The 16650-nt window shown below is 42.8% G+C and carries 12 protein-coding genes, 1 rRNA gene and 2 riboswitches; of the genes, 2 read left to right on the plus strand and 11 right to left on the minus strand.

Annotated features, from left to right (window positions below; genetic code table 11):
- From AB685_RS20455 to AB685_RS20485, 6 genes are all read right to left on the minus strand, one after another.
- Positions 1-235, minus strand: a 16S ribosomal RNA gene (locus AB685_RS20455); the annotation flags it as partial.
- A 464-nt stretch (positions 236-699) separates the two neighbouring features.
- Entirely contained in the window at positions 700-2025 is a 1326-nt protein-coding gene (locus tag AB685_RS20460) for an NCS2 family permease (protein ID WP_047972442.1), read from the minus strand.
- A 130-nt stretch (positions 2026-2155) separates the two neighbouring features.
- Positions 2156-2257, minus strand: a riboswitch (purine riboswitch).
- A 142-nt stretch (positions 2258-2399) separates the two neighbouring features.
- Positions 2400-3920, minus strand: coding sequence for a glutamine-hydrolyzing GMP synthase (guaA, locus tag AB685_RS20470; RefSeq protein WP_047972493.1), 1521 nt, complete (start codon positions 3918-3920; stop codon positions 2400-2402).
- Positions 3921-4322: 402 nt separating this feature from the next.
- Positions 4323-4424, minus strand: a riboswitch (purine riboswitch).
- 40 nt (positions 4425-4464) lie between these two features.
- Entirely contained in the window at positions 4465-6681 is a 2217-nt protein-coding gene (locus AB685_RS20475; protein WP_047972444.1) for a transglutaminase domain-containing protein, read from the minus strand.
- 2 nt (positions 6682-6683) lie between these two features.
- The gene (locus tag AB685_RS20480; RefSeq protein ID WP_047972445.1) at positions 6684-7898 is read right to left on the minus strand and encodes a DUF58 domain-containing protein; all 1215 of its coding nucleotides are present in this window, start codon (positions 7896-7898) and stop codon (positions 6684-6686) included.
- The gene (locus AB685_RS20485) at positions 7898-8851 is read right to left on the minus strand and encodes a MoxR family ATPase (RefSeq protein ID WP_047972446.1); all 954 of its coding nucleotides are present in this window, start codon (positions 8849-8851) and stop codon (positions 7898-7900) included. Before AB685_RS20485 ends, AB685_RS20480 begins: the two co-directional genes overlap by 1 nt.
- A gap of 386 nt (positions 8852-9237) precedes the next feature.
- Here AB685_RS20485 and AB685_RS20490 point away from each other — a divergent pair, with 386 nt between their 5' ends.
- Positions 9238-9927, plus strand: a complete 690-nt coding sequence (locus AB685_RS20490) for a Na-translocating system protein MpsC family protein (RefSeq protein WP_047972447.1) — start codon at positions 9238-9240, stop codon at positions 9925-9927.
- Between the two features lie 142 nt (positions 9928-10069).
- Positions 10070-10471 carry an anti-sigma regulatory factor gene (locus tag AB685_RS20495; RefSeq protein WP_047972448.1) on the plus strand — a complete coding sequence of 134 codons (402 nt, stop codon included), beginning with the start codon at positions 10070-10072 and terminating at the stop codon, positions 10469-10471.
- Between the two features lie 117 nt (positions 10472-10588).
- On the opposite strand, the gene AB685_RS20500 is transcribed toward AB685_RS20495, so the two are convergent.
- The 5 genes from AB685_RS20500 to AB685_RS20520 all read right to left on the minus strand — a co-directional run bounded on the left by AB685_RS20500 (position 10589) and on the right by AB685_RS20520 (position 16444).
- On the minus strand, positions 10589-10957 hold the full coding sequence (locus tag AB685_RS20500; protein WP_047972449.1) for a VOC family protein: 369 nt from the start codon (positions 10955-10957) through the stop codon (positions 10589-10591).
- A gap of 210 nt (positions 10958-11167) precedes the next feature.
- Positions 11168-13744 (minus strand): FtsX-like permease family protein, encoded by a 2577-nt coding sequence (locus AB685_RS20505; RefSeq protein WP_047972450.1) that lies wholly within the window; start codon positions 13742-13744, stop codon positions 11168-11170.
- A complete protein-coding gene (locus tag AB685_RS20510; RefSeq protein WP_047972451.1) occupies positions 13741-14424 on the minus strand; it encodes an ABC transporter ATP-binding protein in 684 nt (227 codons plus the stop codon). The genes AB685_RS20505 and AB685_RS20510 overlap by 4 nt, the downstream gene beginning before the upstream one ends.
- A gap of 324 nt (positions 14425-14748) precedes the next feature.
- A complete protein-coding gene (locus tag AB685_RS20515; RefSeq protein WP_047972452.1) occupies positions 14749-15756 on the minus strand; it encodes a HAMP domain-containing sensor histidine kinase in 1008 nt (335 codons plus the stop codon).
- Between the two features lies 1 nt (position 15757).
- On the minus strand, positions 15758-16444 hold the full coding sequence (locus AB685_RS20520) for a response regulator transcription factor (RefSeq protein ID WP_047972453.1): 687 nt from the start codon (positions 16442-16444) through the stop codon (positions 15758-15760).
- Between the last annotated feature and the right edge of the window lie 206 nt (positions 16445-16650).

The raw sequence follows: 16650 nt of genomic DNA on the forward strand, positions 1-16650 counted from the left end.
CTGCAAGTGATAGCCGAAACCATCTTTCAATAAAGAACCAGGAGGTTCCTTATATTATCCGGTATTAGCTCCGGTTTCCCGAAGTTATCCCAGTCTCACAGGCAGGTTGCCCACGTGTTACTCACCCGTCCGCCGCTGACTTCTTAAAAGCAAGCTTTTAAGAAGTCCGCTCGACTTGCATGTATTAGGCACGCCGCCAGCGTTCGTCCTGAGCCAGGATCAAACTCTCCAATAAAGAGTTTGAGCTTTTGCTCAAAATTTGCTAGCTTGTCTTGCTTTTCGTTCATTTGTTAATCCCGTAGGATTAACGTTTGACGCTGTTGTTTTGTTTAGTTTTCAAAGATCATTTTCTGTCGCTCTGTGGCGACTTAATTACTATATCATGCTGCGTGTTTTTCGTCAACATGTTTTTTAAAGTTTTTGTTGCAATCATTACTCCGAAACAACATTTCGTGTTATGCGGCAACGAATAATAATATACCACGTCACCAACATTAAGGTCAACTACTTTTTTAATATAATTATAATCTGATATTGTAAGAGTGGTTTCTTTTATAATTTAGAATCTCTTTCTTCTATATAAAATATCCTTCACCTCAACCTCTTATTATATGGGTACCACCTCCACAATCTCCCAAACATTTTTCCAAAGAAAAATCCCCGCTCAATCCTGCGGGGATTTCCTTCTATTCTATTAATCTATTCAATCAAGAAAACAAAGTACAGGATGAAGATTACAAACAAAGCGTACATGATAGGGTGGATCTCTTTCGCCCTACCCTTCATAATCATTGTAATCGGGTAGAAGATGAACCCTACTGCAATACCTGTTGCGATGCTGTAAGTCAATGGCATTGCAATAACCGTTAAGAAAGCAGGAACTGCAATCTCGAATTTGTTCCAATCAATTTTACCTAGTGCGGATACCATTAGTACACCTACAATAATTAAGGCTGGTGCTGTAACAGGTTCTGTTATGACAGAAAGTAATGGGAAGAACACTAGTGACAATATAAACAATCCTGCCGTTACTACAGATGTAAATCCTGTTCTCCCTCCAGCAGCTACACCGGAAGATGATTCAATGTAGGAAGTGGTAGTGGATGTTCCAAGTACTGCTCCCGCTACTGTTGCTGCAGAATCTGCGAATAGTGCTTTGTTTGCTCTTGGGAGTTTGTTGTCTTTCATGAATCCTGCTTGGTTTGCAACTGCAACCAGTGTTCCTGCTGTATCGAAGAAGTCAACGAACAAGAATGTAAGGATAACGACTAGCATTTGGATCGTGAAGATATCTCCAAGACTAGCAAATGCCGCTCCGAAAGTGGAGTCCATACTTGGAACTGCACCTACTACTTGCTCAGGGCGGTCAATTAGCCCGAACAGCATACCAACAACTGCTGTAATGACAATCCCGAAGAAGATGCCGCCTTTTAATCCTCTTACCATCAGGATGACCGTGATTACTAGACCGAAGATTGCAAGTAATGTATTTCCGTTAGTCAAATCTCCTAGTGCTACAAGAACCACTTCGTCACCAACGATGACGCCGGCATTTTGCAAGCCTATGAAAGTGATGAAGAGTCCGATACCAGCTCCTACTGCATATTTCAGTTCCGCAGGGATAGCGTTGATGATTTTTTCACGAATACCGAATAGAGTTAAGAATATAAAGATGATACCTGAAACCAACACGCCTGCTAATGCCGTTTGCCAAGGAATGCCCATGCCAAGTACAACGGAATAGGCGAAGAATGCGTTAAGGCCCATTCCTGGTGCTAGAGCGATTGGGTATTTTGCATAGAGGCCCATGATCAAACAGCCGATTGCTGCCGATAGTGCTGTCGCAGTGAAGATCGCACCTTGGTCCATGCGAAGTGCATCAGGATAATCCCCTACACTCGCCAAGGAAAGCATGAGTGGATTAACGATTAGTATATAGGCCATTGCCAGGAATGTTGTAAGCCCTGCAATGGATTCTGTTTTGTAGCTTGTACCGTGTTTGTCAAACTCAAAATAATTTTTCATGCTGAATCCTCCTCAAGATAATTCGTAAAAACTAGAAAACGCCCCTGGCATAAACCAGGAGCGTTAACGATTAACAGACGAGGATAGGAATAGTCAGCAGCACCAGCCAAAATAAATGGAGGGCGAACATATCTAAATCCTATTACCTCGTAGTCAAGCCGTTTACGGTAGCCTGGTAGAAACTTTTGGGCCATATTCCCAAATTTATACGAGATTTGAACTATATAATGTATGATAATTTCTTTTTTCATATTACCAAGCTCACAGAGATTCGTCAACACAAAAAGCGAACATTCGACAAATAATTTTTACTAACGTTCGTTTTTAACCAAAAAGAGCCGACTGGAAGCTCTCCAGCCGGCTCTTACTCTATTCTATTCCCACTCAATTGTTGCAGGCGGCTTACTTGTAATGTCATACACCACGCGGTTAATATGGTCCACTTCGTTTACGATACGTGTCGAGATAATCTCAAGCACATCCCACGGGATACGCGCCCAATCAGACGTCATTCCATCGATGGATGTTACCGCACGAATACCGATTGTGTAATCGTACGTACGTTGGTCTCCCATTACGCCGACACTGCGGATGTCTGGAAGCACCGTGAAGTATTGCCAGATGTCACGGTCAAGTCCCGCTTTCTTGATCTCTTCACGAAGGATGTGATCAGATTCACGGACAATCTCTAGTTTCTCATCAGAGATTTCACCAAGTACTCGGATTCCTAGTCCAGGTCCTGGGAACGGCTGGCGCCAAACAATTTCATCCGGAATTCCTAGTTCCGAACCTAATGCACGAACTTCATCTTTGAACAATGTGTTCAACGGCTCGATCAGTTGGAACTGCATGTCTTCTGGAAGTCCGCCCACATTGTGATGGGATTTGATTGTTTGTGCTGTTGCTGTTCCACTCTCAATGATATCTGTGTAGAGGGTACCTTGAGCTAGGTAGTCGATACCTTCAAGCTTGGAAGCCTCGTCATCAAACACATAGATGAATTCGTTCCCGATGATCTTCCGTTTTTGCTCAGGGTCGGAAACACCTTTCAGTTTGTTAAGGAAGCGGTCTTTAGCGTCCACTTTGATGACATTCATATTAAAGCCTTCAGAGAATGTTTTCATAACGGCATCCGCTTCATTTTTGCGGAGCAAGCCGTGATCTACGAATATACAAGTCAATTGGTCTCCGATTGCTTTATGAATCAGTACAGCAACAACGGAAGAGTCCACACCACCGCTTAGTGCACAAAGCACTTTCTTGTCGCCAACAATGTCATGGATCTTTTGCGTTTCAATTTCAAGGAAGTTCTCGATCGTCCAGCTGTCTGTGCAGCCGCAAATATTATAGACGAAATTTCTAAGCAGGTCGTTTCCATATACAGAGTGACGTACCTCTGGATGGAATTGAACACCATACATTTTTTTGTCTTCATTACTGATACCAGCGATTGGACATGCCGGGCTTGTCAGGTCAATAGCAAACTCTTCTGGTGCTCCGACAACAAGATCTCCATGGCTCATCCATACGACCTGTTGCTCTGGAATTTCCTGATATAATGTGGATTGGTTGGATACAGTAGCAAGAGCTTTTCCGTATTCGCGGTGGCTTGCTTTTTCCACGATTCCACCAAAGTGCATCGTCATCAGTTGCATACCGTAGCAAATACCTAAAACAGGAATGCCAAGCTCGAAGATTTCCTCGTCGCAACGGAAGGAATTTTCTCCATATACACTGTTAGGTCCGCCGGAGAGGATGATTCCTTTTGGGTTCATTTTTTTGATTTCTTCTGCTGTAATTGTATGTGGATGAAGCTCACTGTACACACCGAATTCACGGATACGTCGCGTAATTAATTGATTATATTGACTGCCGAAGTCGAGGACGACGACCATTTCTTGAATACCTTCCACCCGAATTCACCTCATAGATAATTAATTTTCGGAGCATATTGTTCCGTTTATTTTGACCCATAAAAGGAAATATATGCCTTTAAATAGCCTGCGTTTTAAAAAGTAAGTTAATCTGTTTAACTCCTGTAGATTTCCGTTCCAGGTGTTCGCTTTCCGCGGGGCGGTGCTTGAGCCTCCTCACTTCGTTGCGGGGTCTCAAGTCTACCGCTACCTCCCGCCGGAGTCTCACACCTTGCACTGCAATCTACAGGGAAATCAGAAAAACACCCTTTAAACACAAAAAAACTAGAATTTTCCCCTCATATATACATAAGAAGGCAGAATTCTAGTTTACTAGAGGGTGTTTGAAGGAATTGTGTCATTCAAATTCAAACTACCACACTAGGTAAAAAGAACTGCCTTCATAGTCGGGTAGTTAACGGCAACCCGGTAGAGACTCTCGAACCATATTATCGAGGATATATGAAGCCAATAATTATATTTCTTGATTTAATTGTCCTTATTCTATCAACCAAGTTAAGAGAGGTCAAGATGATGTCTTTTTAATTAAATTTTCCCATAATTCCACCGATTTCTCCCATTCGTGTTCTGAGGAATCCCCTCGGTAGAGAACGCGCTCGTAATTGGCCGTCAGCGATTGCATGTCATTTGTATCGTAATGGTCGTCAATATACTTTGCGTACTCGCGCAGTGTTTGACCATCTTTTCGGATGAGACCGACTGCATGCAGCTGTCTAAGCAAGGCAGGATATGCTCTATTGAAGGTATCCTCCTCCTTTTTGCCTTTATAGCGGATGATATACAGATAAGGGATCCACTTGTTACGGCCGAAAAATACTACAAGACCTGCCGCCAAAAACGTTGCTACAAAAAGTAATACAGGCTTCCAGGAAATCGCTAAGCCTGATCCGCCACCGCCAGCCGAATCGGAAGCTCCAGCTGCCCCTTCATCTTCGCCCGGATCAAGTTCGGGAATGTCACTTTCATCCCTTTCCGGTCTTTCAGGTTGTTCCACATCCTCATTTTCGCCCGCTTCACCCGTGTTCTCCTCTGCGGACTGGTACACAAAACGGTACGGATTGGAGAAGCCGCTTGTCGGTTCATACGTTACCCAACCGACTTCCGGATAGTACACTTCCACCCATGAGTGAGCATTATTATTGGTCACTTCAAAAATCCGGGTGGAGTTATCGGTGACATCCACAAACTCCCCTTGTGTGTAGCCCTTCACCCATCTTGCCGGAATATCCACTGCACGCAGCAGGGCAACCATGGAAGTGGAGAAGTTATCACAATATCCTTGCATCGTCTCAAACAGGAACTGGTCTACATAGTCCTGATTACCGGTCGGGACGGCAACATCTGTCGTTTCATAGACAAAATCGTTGTTTCGGAAGTATCTTTCCACCGCATTGACCTTGTCAAAGCGGCTCGGGAAGGAACCCGTGATTTCCTCGGCCAGATCAACCACTCGATCTGGCAAGGAATCTGGCAATTGTGTGTAACGCTCGATAAATTCCTCGTTACCCTCCTCGCCTGTTCCCGGTTCCGCTCCCTTCAACGCTTCTATATAATACCTTGGAAACTCGTAGTTCACCCGGTATTCTTCGAGTTCAACCGATTCGTCGTTCCCGTCCACTGTTGTGATTTTCTCTGTACTATCATTAAGCCTGTAGAAGGTATCTTCAGCTTGTATTTCCGTCAGACCTAATGGGTAATTGATATGCGGGTACGTTTTTTCCATTTTCAGTGTCGCGGTAAGGGCGTCAGTTTCCACTGAATCGCTCATCCAGGAAACCTGGTCATTTACCCCTTCACCAAGCTCCACCCGCTCTCCATCTGTGGAATCCCAGCCTTTCCCTGTATAGATGTCCTTCGTTTCGACGCGCCAATAATGGGTACGGGTCAGCTCCGTCTGAAATACAACACTGTCATCCGGGACGAACGGACCGCCAAGGCGTGAATCATTTTCCCCGTACCCGATTTTGCGGACGCCATTCCCTCTACCAGGTCCGTCCCCGTTACCGAGTCCTGTCAGAAATGGAACAGGATCAGGCCAGATCGGTTCTGCTTTTGGTGACAGGTAACCTACTGTTGCCGATAACAGAATGAATATCGTCAGCGGAATACCCCACCCAAACAGGAGCTTGCTATTTTTATAGACACCTTCCCGCTCTTTCAACCGCTCTAGATGGACAAATCCGACAATGGAAAGTCCCACAATCATCAATCGTACAATCGCTCCATCCCCTTGGTAAGGAGAGAAAGTATCAAGGATGGCAACGTATGTGATGGTAAAAATGACAAACAGAAGCATCTGTTTGCGGTAAAGGATCCAGTAGATGACCAGATAGCTTACAAGCCATAACAAGATAAACAATAGGATACTCCGGAACATACCTGTCATCCCTACCCAATCCGCCGCCCAAATGACATTGGCGTTATACTTCATGTCATTCCATAGGTAAGAAAACCAGTCTTTACTTAAAAACCTTCCATCCATATAGTAGATGATATGAATAAAGTAAAACATGAACCCCAGATGAACGAAAAAACTCAACAATGGGATGATCTGCAAAAAAGAGAGGGCGAATGATAGGAGCAGGAACACCACAAATACATACAGATTAGCTGTATCGGTGACATCCTTCAAAGGAAGTATCCACTCCAGAAGTAGAACAAAACCGAATACATGCATAAGGAAAGCATAACCATTGCGCTGATATGGATTGGACTTGGCCATAGCTAACTCACCTCACTTATGACATCAGTCGCAGGTTTACTTGGGTAAACAGTCTTCACAAAAATGTTACGGCGTTTCAACTGGTCCATATAGGCCAGCTCTTCTTTCGTCAGACGAACTCCTTCATCCTTTGTAATATGTACTTCAAGATGAAGATGACGGGGAGAAAGTTTTTCGAGGCTTTCCACCATCCCTTTCACAAGCTTACCTGTTATAAAAAGGAACGTTACTGTCTGCTGAAACTTCCCTATCTCCATCTCTATCACTTTAGAAAAATCCCTTCTGCTATTCGGTTGGATTTTTGCTAGATGATAATAGATTTCCGCAAATTGCTCCTCGCCGCTCCGCAAGGAAAAGATAGACCTGTCTTCCCCAACGGATACAAGGCCGACCTGTGAACCATATTTCAGGATTGCCTTCGTTAATGCAGCACTGTAGCTGACCGCACTTTCAAAAGAAGATGATTGGGAACGGTCGAGAAACAGCATGACATCATGCGATTGCTGCTGTTCAAATTCTTTCGTCATAATATCATTCCGACGGGCAGTCGCTTTCCAATCAATCCAGGAGAAGCGATCTCCCGGCTGATACTCCCTGACACCAACTGTCATGGACGTATCGCGCACCATTTTCATTTTGGAGGAGGTGGAACCCTGGTCGAATTTATTCTCGTTTTGCCTATAGGTCATCTCCACATAGTTCGGGTACACCAGAAAATGATGATCCAGCTCTATCACTCTCTCTTTTTCAATCAATCCGAGAAAATCACCCGTCACCATACGAATACCGGTCAACGAATGCTCCCCGCGAGGAAGGCGGTCCAGCGCATATTGAATCGTCACGGTGCTTTTAAACCACGGAAAAAGGATGCGTTTAGCCTGCTTGGTCTGCTGGCAGAATAATAGATTGTTAGGAAGTATTTCCTCCACCAAAAGAAATGCAAGCGGGACCGGTGCTGTCCGTCTCAGTGTAATCGTGCCAACGAGACGGTCCCCTGCTCGGTACTTCTCCTGGTTGATTGTCCTTGACACATCAAAATCCTTCAGAGGATATAACAAGATTAAAAAGGCATACATGGCGAAGGGAAGAAAGCTGATAAACAAGAACCAGCTGACAAAGCCCCCTTGAAACATGGCATACACAAAGGTGACCACCACAAGCAGCAGAAAGGAAACCAATTTCCAGATTCTTTTTGTTTTCTGAAAAAATAACTTCATTATCTGCTCATCGACCTTTGCACAGGGATTGGCGTACGGTCAATAACCTTCTTCACCACTTGCTCTGCCGTCATTCCCTCAAACTTCGCTTCCGATTTCAAGATAATTCGGTGCGGCAATACGTAAGGAGCCAAGTATTGGATATCATCCGGTACCACATAATCCCTGCCATGGATATACGCATAGGCCTGGGCAGCCTTCATCAGCGCTACAGAACCACGAGGGCTTGCTCCAAGATAGACGGACTGATGGGTACGGGTACGGTTGACCATATCCACGATGTACTCCTTAACCGTCACATCCACATGGACACCTTTCACTTGCTTCTGCATCTCCTGTAACTCCTCCAAAGTGATAACGGCCTGGAGTTCATTGATCGGCTGCTTCTTTTCAGTACTATGTAAAATATTCACTTCATCCTGAGGCGATGGGTAACCCATGTTCATTTTGAAAAGAAAACGGTCCAGCTGCGCTTCCGGTAACGGATAGGTCCCTTCATATTCAATAGGATTCTGAGTGGCCATGACGAAGAACGGACTTCCCAAAGAGAGGGTGTTTCCATCTACTGTCACGCTTCCCTCTTCCATCCCTTCCAGTAAGGCAGCTTGTGTTTTCGGTGATGTACGGTTAATTTCATCCGCCAACACAATGTCCCCCATGATAGGACCTGGCCTGAATTCAAACTTCAATTCCTTCGGGTTATAGATAGAGCTACCTGTTACATCAGATGGCAATAGGTCAGGCGTAAACTGGATACGCTTGAAATTCGCACCTATCGACTTTGCCAAGGAACGAACCATCAACGTCTTCCCGACTCCCGGAACATCCTCAAGCAATACGTGCCCCCCTGCTAGCAACGCGACGATGCTAAGTTCCGCCACCTGCTCCTTCCCAATCATGACATTTCCGATATTATCTAATATACGCTTAACCTGTAACTGTGAAGTTTCCATCAACTGTACCCCCTAGATACTCTATGTTTGTATATGAAACGACAAAATAAACAAATAAATTTGATACCTAACCTACACTATATTCGCTTTTTGTCATAAAAACCCTTTTATATACGAAGAATATTTTAAATATTCCTTATATATAAGAATAACAGGAAACTATGTTAGGATGGTATTATTCACTCTAAATGAAAAACGAAAAAATAGTTCGGAGGAAGGATTCTTCGTTCTTTTGTAGAATAAATACATTTAAAGGGTGTAATGAACAAAAGTAAGTGGCCGTTACATGTAATGGTAAACTTTATATTCCTATTTACATAAAACATGCCCTTATACTAAATTCACGGAACAATGATCAGATGACTTGTTCTTAAAGGGATGAAGAAATGGGAGTAAAAGTTCAGCAATCGGAATTATCAAGTGGTATAGGAAGAATTCTTAGAAAGCATTTTGGCAAAGGGCCTGAGTCCGTTTTTGTGAGTATTTCTGCTCCTTATGTAGCGATTTATTTACGTAACTTCCTCACTCCTATGGAACAACTGCTTCTCGAAGAACATCACGTGGTGACAGTTGAAGAGACACGTGATAAAATGATGCAAAAGCTCGCTCCGGAAATGATGGGATTTATCCATGCTGTTACAGGTATAGATGTGAAAGAATTCTACTATGACTGGTCTTTCAAAAAAGGTTCAGGTCTGCTTGTCGGAATGGGTGCAGAACTCTCCAATCTTCATGAATACAACTACCAGAATAGCAGTCTAGTGGAAAGAGAAATCTCACTAGTAAGCGAAGAGGCAGAAAAGTACCCTGAGGTCACCTATTCTCACATGTTAAGTAACCGTACTCTAGTTGTAATGAGAAAAGGTATTCTAGTGAAAATCGAACAAGAACTTATAGATTTGGGATATGAAGAAGCATTGACAATAGCCAAGCGAAAACTTGAAAAAAGGCTTCTATATCAAAGAAAAGAATTATTTGAAGATTATTTAGATGCAAAGATAGACGATATATTTGTTAACTGGGATTTTACAATGGATAAAAGCATCATCGTTTTTATTCTATCCCCACACACGTAACCGCAGGCAGTAATGATCTAGGCATGGAACTAGACATAAGCCAAAAAGAGGGTGTTCCTACCCTGCTTTTTGGCTTTTTTTGTTGGAAATATTTCACATATCCTATGAAGAATACGCACTTTACCCTTGGAGGGTTGAAGATATGAACATTAAGCACCAAATGACGATTAAAGATGAAAAAGATATTATCCTTGTAAGAAAGCTTGGACGTGAAGTAGCCACCAATCTTGGATTTAACCACATAGATCAAGTCCGCATTACCACAGCTATCTCTGAGCTAGCCAGAAACGTGGTCAAGTACGCGGGGGACGGCACCATTTCCATTGAAGTTATACATAAGTATGTACCTGGTTTGCTAGTCGTTGTGGCCGATAATGGCCCTGGAATAGTTAGTGTAAAAAAAGCGATGGAAGACGGCTTTACCACCTCAAACAGTTTAGGTGCAGGGTTGCCAGGGGTGAAGCGGTTGATGGATGAATTTTTGATAGATTCAGCGCTTCAACAAGGTACAAGGATTAAGGTAGTGAAGTGGTTGAAAAATTAGTTTGAGGATAGCAGGGACAGGTTCCTCGCCCCACTTCTTCATCGCCTTTATTGGATAAAAGGGCTTCAAGTTATAGTTTTGACCAAACTCTTTCAAGCCTGTAGAACCACTCCGAACTTAAAGCCATTCTAAAAACTCCAACCTGTTTCCAAAAGGATCATTAACATAAATTCTATTTGCCCCAGGCAGATTTTCATCCACTGTGAAATCCACCGTCTGTGAGCTTAAATAACTTTTAAATTCTTCTATTAGGTAAACCTCAAAGGCCGGATGTGCTTTTTTAGCAGCAACAAATGGCTCTTCCACCCCTAAATGAAGGTGAACCGCCCCTCTCGTAAACCACACCCCACCCCTTTTTCTAAGCGTCTCCGGCTTTTCCATTTCTTCAAAGCCCAAAATGTCACCATAAAATATACATGCTTTTTCCTCAAGCCCCTTTGGCATAGCAAGCTGGACGTGGTCAATTTTATTAATAGTAAATGACATGGCAATCCCTCCTGTGTTATTAGAATATACTTCCATCATACTCAAGGGGAGGCATAATAGAAATGACTGTTATTTTATGTTTGGTTATAAGCATTGCTTATAGAGAGCTGATTTTGTAGAATGACTCCCACCCTACAGAATGTGTGCAGGCCTGGCACATCCACCAAAAGAAGAAAAGATGAGCAGGTTAAACCGGCTCATCTTTTCTTCTTAAATATTCTCTTGTTTCAATCCGTCGATGATGTTTTCTTTCTTGATTTTGGAGATGGAATACAGCATGGCCGAGCCGACGATGATGAAAATGGCGACTACTACAAAAAGGATATCAAGCCAAGGCAGACTAAAACCGTATTCAAATGTTTCGTTTACGGAACGATGGATCAGATACATGATAGCGATACTGATCGGTAAGCCAAATAGCAGCGCATTCACTCCGTAGAAGATGCTTTCATAATTGATCATTTTGTTAAAGCCTTTCGGGGTCATTCCGACAGACTTCAGCATCGCAAATTCTCTCTTTCGCAAGGAGATGCTAGTAGAAATGGTATTAAAGATATTGGCAATGGAAATCAAAGAAATCAATGCAATGAATCCATAGGTGAAGACCGATAAGAACAAGATCATTTGTTGGTCACGCTCTCTGCTTTGAAAGACGTTATAAATATACATGGATGAGGGAACGACTTCTTCTAGTGCTTCCTGCGTCTCCATGGGATCGCTGCTATTTAGGTAAAGGTATGATTGTACCTCGCTACCTGCCTTCTCATTGAGAATGGCATCCAAAGTTTCCATCGGTACGACTATATCCAAACCGCCGATTCCGGCTGTATTGTTTCCCATAGGGACCTCGTCTGTCAGTGCACCTACTTCAAGTTCCGCAAGCGTGGTGCTCTCATTTATTTCATAATCGGTAAATTGGAGCTCGATTGCATCACCAGGTTTAGTGTTGATCGATTTTGTTTCCACAAACTTGGATGCTTCGTAATCCTGATAAGATATTTTTTCAATAATGATGGCTTTCGGATCTTCTAAATCCTGATAGGTTTCCGCGTCCGTACCGACCTTATCGGCATACTCTTGAAAACTACTTTCACTCAAGCCATATACATTGACGTAATATTGATATCTGCCATCTTGAAGTTCTATATTTTCTTTTTCGATAACAGCGATCAACTCTTTAGTAAATTTATCTTTTCCTATTAATGACGTTAACTGAACAGTCTTTTGGAGGCTATAACCCGTTACACCTTCTATACGAACCAAGGATTCAAGGTCGGAAACATCTCCGTTGCTTCCTGAAACTAAAATATCAAAATCGGTTCCGTTCTGAGACATTTCCACGGATCTGCTTAAATTATTCGTGAAGAAAGATACAGATAAGAAAAGGATGATGCTGATGACGAGTGAAAAGAGTGTGGCATAATACCTTTTTTTATTCCTTTTTACATTTTTCATTCCGATTTCCGCTTCCAAGCCGAAAATTTTTCTGACTAACTTGGAGGTTTTGACCCCTTTACCTGTTAATTTTATATCCTGCGTCTGACGAATCGCATCAATGGCTGAGACTTTAGATGCTTTACGTGCCGGCATGTAGGTGGAAATGAAAATGGTTGCACTTGAGATCAGACATGCAATTAGAATGGACGCTGGTGTCGCAATGACCTCAAGTCTTTCGGATGTCCCTAATGCACCCGCAATAAAATTATTAATGAACATAAATGTGACTGCTATACCACCGAGACCGGCTAATACGCCAATCGGGATACTGATCAACCCGATTACTGCCCCTTCGAAAAAGACGGAATTACGTTTTTGTCTTTTGGTCGCCCCCACACTCGAAAGCATACCTAAATGCCTTGCCCGTTCTGAAACACTGATTGCGAACGCGTTATAAATCAGTGATACCGATCCGATGATGATGACAGCAATGATGATGCCTGCCAAGGAATACATGGTCGTATGGAGGTTATCATTGTCTGTGATACCATAAAAGCGGAGCAATTCATCATTGAAACCCACCCCAACTATATCGTTTTGCTCAGCAAGTTGTGATGCCTGTTTAAATAGTGATCCATTGAGTTTATTTACAACCACAATAGCATCGACACTCGCCGTTACATTTTCCTTATCAATATAATTGATCACTGTGTATCCTGGTGCCCAAGGCTGCTCCCAAGAAGGTCTTTCGATTGTGCCTACAACGGTGAAGGTTGCTGTTGTGTGGATTTCCAAGTTTTCAAGATATCCCTCTTCCCCCCTCTGAACCGAATAGTTCTGCAACAAGGGTACTAGTTCACCTTCCATCGTGCGATTCCCAATTTCAACGGTCATTTCATCGCCAATTTCATATTGAATCCCTGTGTCTTTCGCAATATGCTCCGATACGACCACTTCGTTCGCCACTTTAGGAAGGCGTCCACTGCTTAACTCAATTGGAAATTGTTTTAAGCCCTCCTCATTGTATCCTTTAAAAAAGAGATAGGGCTTATCTGTCACCTCATCTCCTTCCAATTTCGAATAGCCCACATCGCTGGAGAGGATCAAACTTTTTGTATTTTCATCTTCACCAATAGCTTTTATCTGATCCCTGGTTACATTTTTATATTGAACATGCCACTCTCCATTGTCTGCAATGGACTGTCTTTTCAAAAGATCGAGAAAGGAGACTCCAAGCGTCGCGACGGCCGTCACCATCGCAACTGATATGATCACCCCAATGATGGTCACAAGTGTCCTTCTCTTATTTTTCTTCAAATGCCTTAATGTCAACTTATTGACGATGTTCATGGACGGATCACCTCGTCCTTGGCAACTTTTCCATCATTGATTTCAATCACACGGTCAGCCTGCAGGGCAATCCTTTCATCGTGGGTAATGACGATAAGGGTCTGATTAAAGGTTTTGTTAAACATTTTCAGAAGCTCCATGATCTCGCCGCTATTTTTGCTGTCGAGATTACCTGTTGGCTCATCAGCTAGTATAATCGCCGGATTGCTGATTAGCGCCCTGCCGATGGATACTCGCTGCTGCTGTCCCCCGGAAAGCTGATTGGGCAAGTGATTCAGACGATTCGTCAATCCCAAAATGGACGAGATGTCATTGAACTGCTTTTGGTCGACTTTGTGTTCATCCAAGAGCAACGGCAGCGTCATATTCTCTTCCACCGTCAAAATTGGGATCAGATTATAAAACTGATAGATTAATCCGATTTGCCTGCGTCTGAAAATTGCCAGCTGTGTTTCATTCAATTGATAGATATCGGTGTTATCAACTAGTACCTTCCCACTTGACGGTCTGTCCACTCCACCGAGTAAATGGAGCAGAGTTGATTTACCGGATCCAGATGGACCGATGATCGCGACAAATTCTCCTTTTTTAACTGAAAACGATACATCATCCAATGCCTTTACCGCTGTATCTCCCTTACCATATACCTTAGACAGATTTTCTATTTGTAAAATGCTCATTGCATTCCCTCCATAATTTAGGCTCTTTTCTCAAAGATTGTTGCTATTCATAGTAAAAAGTCGGCAATTGGACTTTTTATAGCCTATCGACTCTAAATTAGGCATGCAGTATATCCCGTATAGCCAGGAAAAGAGCACGATAGCTAGGAATATAACGGTTGATTTATAAATACGAAGAAGCAACAAAGTTTACGAAAACAGCCTATTTTCAAATGTAACCTTAGTATATCTGCCTAAGATGACTATAAAGTGACTTCTATCGTGACAGTTTAGTCACTTAAGGGGACAGATTCATGTCCCACCTGACGAACCTATCCCCTTATGTTAGGTGCTGGCCTTGTTATAAAACTTAATATGAAACTCTGTCCCGTTTTCTTGTTCGCTTCTGACCTCGATATCCCCCTGCTGGCTGGTGATGATGCTGTATGCCATCGCAAGCCCGATGCCAACGCTGTCCTCTCCTGCATTTTTCCCTTTATAAAAACGCCTGAAAATATAGGGCAGATCTTCCTTAGGAATTCCCTGCCCATTATCCTTTATCTTGATTTCTGTATAAAGGGGGTTTTCCGAGAATGAAATGGAAACTCGGCCGCCGACTGAAGTATGTTCCACACAGTTTTTCAAAATATTAATCAGCGCTTCTGCTGTCCAATGATTATCTCCTGTAAAAGTGACAGAGTCGTCCCCTTCCACCAATAAAGTCTGCTCCTTAATATCCATTGGAATCAACACCGGCTGCACAGCCCTTTCAATAAGATCATGGACTAAAACTTGGTCTTTTTTAAAGATAACAGTACCTGCATCAATTTTTGATAATTTTAATAGAGAAGAGACAAGCCACTCGATTCTTTCCAATTGAACACGGATATTCTGGGTGAATTCAGCCCGCTTCGATTCATCTAGCTTATTACCACTGAGCAAATCAGCCATGACCATCATGGAGGTAAGTGGGGTTTTCAGTTGATGCGAGATATCTGAAATTGCATTCGTTAATTTGATTTTATCCTGTTCCAAGTAGGAACTCTGCTCTGAAAGCATCAGGGTGACTTTATAGATATCGCTTTTTAAAATACTCAGTTCACCTTCATGATTGTCACGGACATCCAATTCATAATCGCCATTGCTGATACGGCGTAAATACCCCGAAAGGTTTTCGATTTCCCGGTACCTCCACCTGGTGAAAATCAAACTACAAGCAATAAGTAGCACGGATGTTATAAGAACCAGTATTGCTGCAGATACGTTCAAGAAAAAGGCTGCTCCCCCACTGACTACAGCACCGATCATGATCATGATGATAAGGTATAGTTGGATTTCTCTGTTTCGCAACATATCATTGACCTGCCTTGTAGCCCATTCCGCGAACGGTTCTGATGATCACGGGGCTTTGAGGATTGTCCTCCAACTTTTCCCGCAAGCGCTTGATATACACTGTCAGCGTATTGTCATTGACGAAATCGCCTGCCACATCCCATATGCGGTCAAGAAGTTGAGCTCTAGTCAGTACCTGTCCGATATGATTGGCGAAAATCATCAACAGCCGGTATTCCAATGCGGTCAGCATTACCTCTTCCCCATTTTTGAATACTTTTCCTTCCAATGCATTAATACGGATGTCTTCAATATCTATGTAGGTTTTTGCCTGTTCAGGCTGCTTATGGTAGCGACGTAAGACCGATTTAATTCGGGAAAGTAGCTCACGGATCCTGAATGGCTTCGTAATATAATCGTCCGCTCCCATATCAAGCCCCATCACCACATTTACCTCATCATCAAAGGCCGTTAGAAAAATAACCGGTTTGTCTCCACGCTTCTTCACCTGTCCGCAAAGGTCATAGCCGCTTCCATCAGGTAAGGACAAATCAAATAAACATAGATCTATCTCATCAAGCCTTTCACTAATCACCAACTCAGCTGATTGGACATCATGACAAAGAATTGTCTCATATCCCTCCTGCCGAAGAGAATACTCCAAACCAACAGCAATCGTCCTATCATCCTCCACCAACAACACTCTCATCCATCAAACCCCTAACCATTATCATTTTCCTTTATCATATTTTATCTGTCCCTTCCCGTCAAAAGCCGCTTTAACACAAACTTTAAATAGATTAAGTATTAATTATCCTAGAGGCATAGCAACCGGATTGAAAAGTTTGCAAAGGTCATTAACTGATATATTGAGTCAGCCTTTTCTAAAGCACCTTCTCCATTTAAAATAAATGA

The sequence above is a fragment of the Bacillus sp. LL01 genome, from assembly GCF_001037965.1.

What these genes read in the sequence shown, in the direction of transcription:
- AB685_RS20520 (WP_047972453.1), bottom strand. Translation starts at nt 16,444, where the DNA reads ATGAGAGTGTTGTTGGTGGAGGATGATAGGACGATTGCTGTTGGTTTG.
- AB685_RS20495 (WP_047972448.1), top strand. Translation starts at nt 10,070, where the DNA reads ATGAACATTAAGCACCAAATGACGATTAAAGATGAAAAAGATATTATC.
- AB685_RS20490 (WP_047972447.1), top strand. Translation starts at nt 9,238, where the DNA reads ATGGGAGTAAAAGTTCAGCAATCGGAATTATCAAGTGGTATAGGAAGA.
- AB685_RS20500 (WP_047972449.1), bottom strand. Translation starts at nt 10,957, where the DNA reads ATGTCATTTACTATTAATAAAATTGACCACGTCCAGCTTGCTATGCCA.
- AB685_RS20480 (WP_047972445.1), bottom strand. Translation starts at nt 7,898, where the DNA reads ATGAAGTTATTTTTTCAGAAAACAAAAAGAATCTGGAAATTGGTTTCC.
- AB685_RS20515 (WP_047972452.1), bottom strand. Translation starts at nt 15,756, where the DNA reads ATGTTGCGAAACAGAGAAATCCAACTATACCTTATCATCATGATCATG.
- AB685_RS20505 (WP_047972450.1), bottom strand. Translation starts at nt 13,744, where the DNA reads ATGAACATCGTCAATAAGTTGACATTAAGGCATTTGAAGAAAAATAAG.
- guaA (WP_047972493.1), bottom strand. Translation starts at nt 3,920, where the DNA reads ATGGTCGTCGTCCTCGACTTCGGCAGTCAATATAATCAATTAATTACG.
- AB685_RS20485 (WP_047972446.1), bottom strand. Translation starts at nt 8,851, where the DNA reads ATGGAAACTTCACAGTTACAGGTTAAGCGTATATTAGATAATATCGGA.
- AB685_RS20510 (WP_047972451.1), bottom strand. Translation starts at nt 14,424, where the DNA reads ATGAGCATTTTACAAATAGAAAATCTGTCTAAGGTATATGGTAAGGGA.
- AB685_RS20460 (WP_047972442.1), bottom strand. Translation starts at nt 2,025, where the DNA reads ATGAAAAATTATTTTGAGTTTGACAAACACGGTACAAGCTACAAAACA.
- AB685_RS20475 (WP_047972444.1), bottom strand. Translation starts at nt 6,681, where the DNA reads ATGGCCAAGTCCAATCCATATCAGCGCAATGGTTATGCTTTCCTTATG.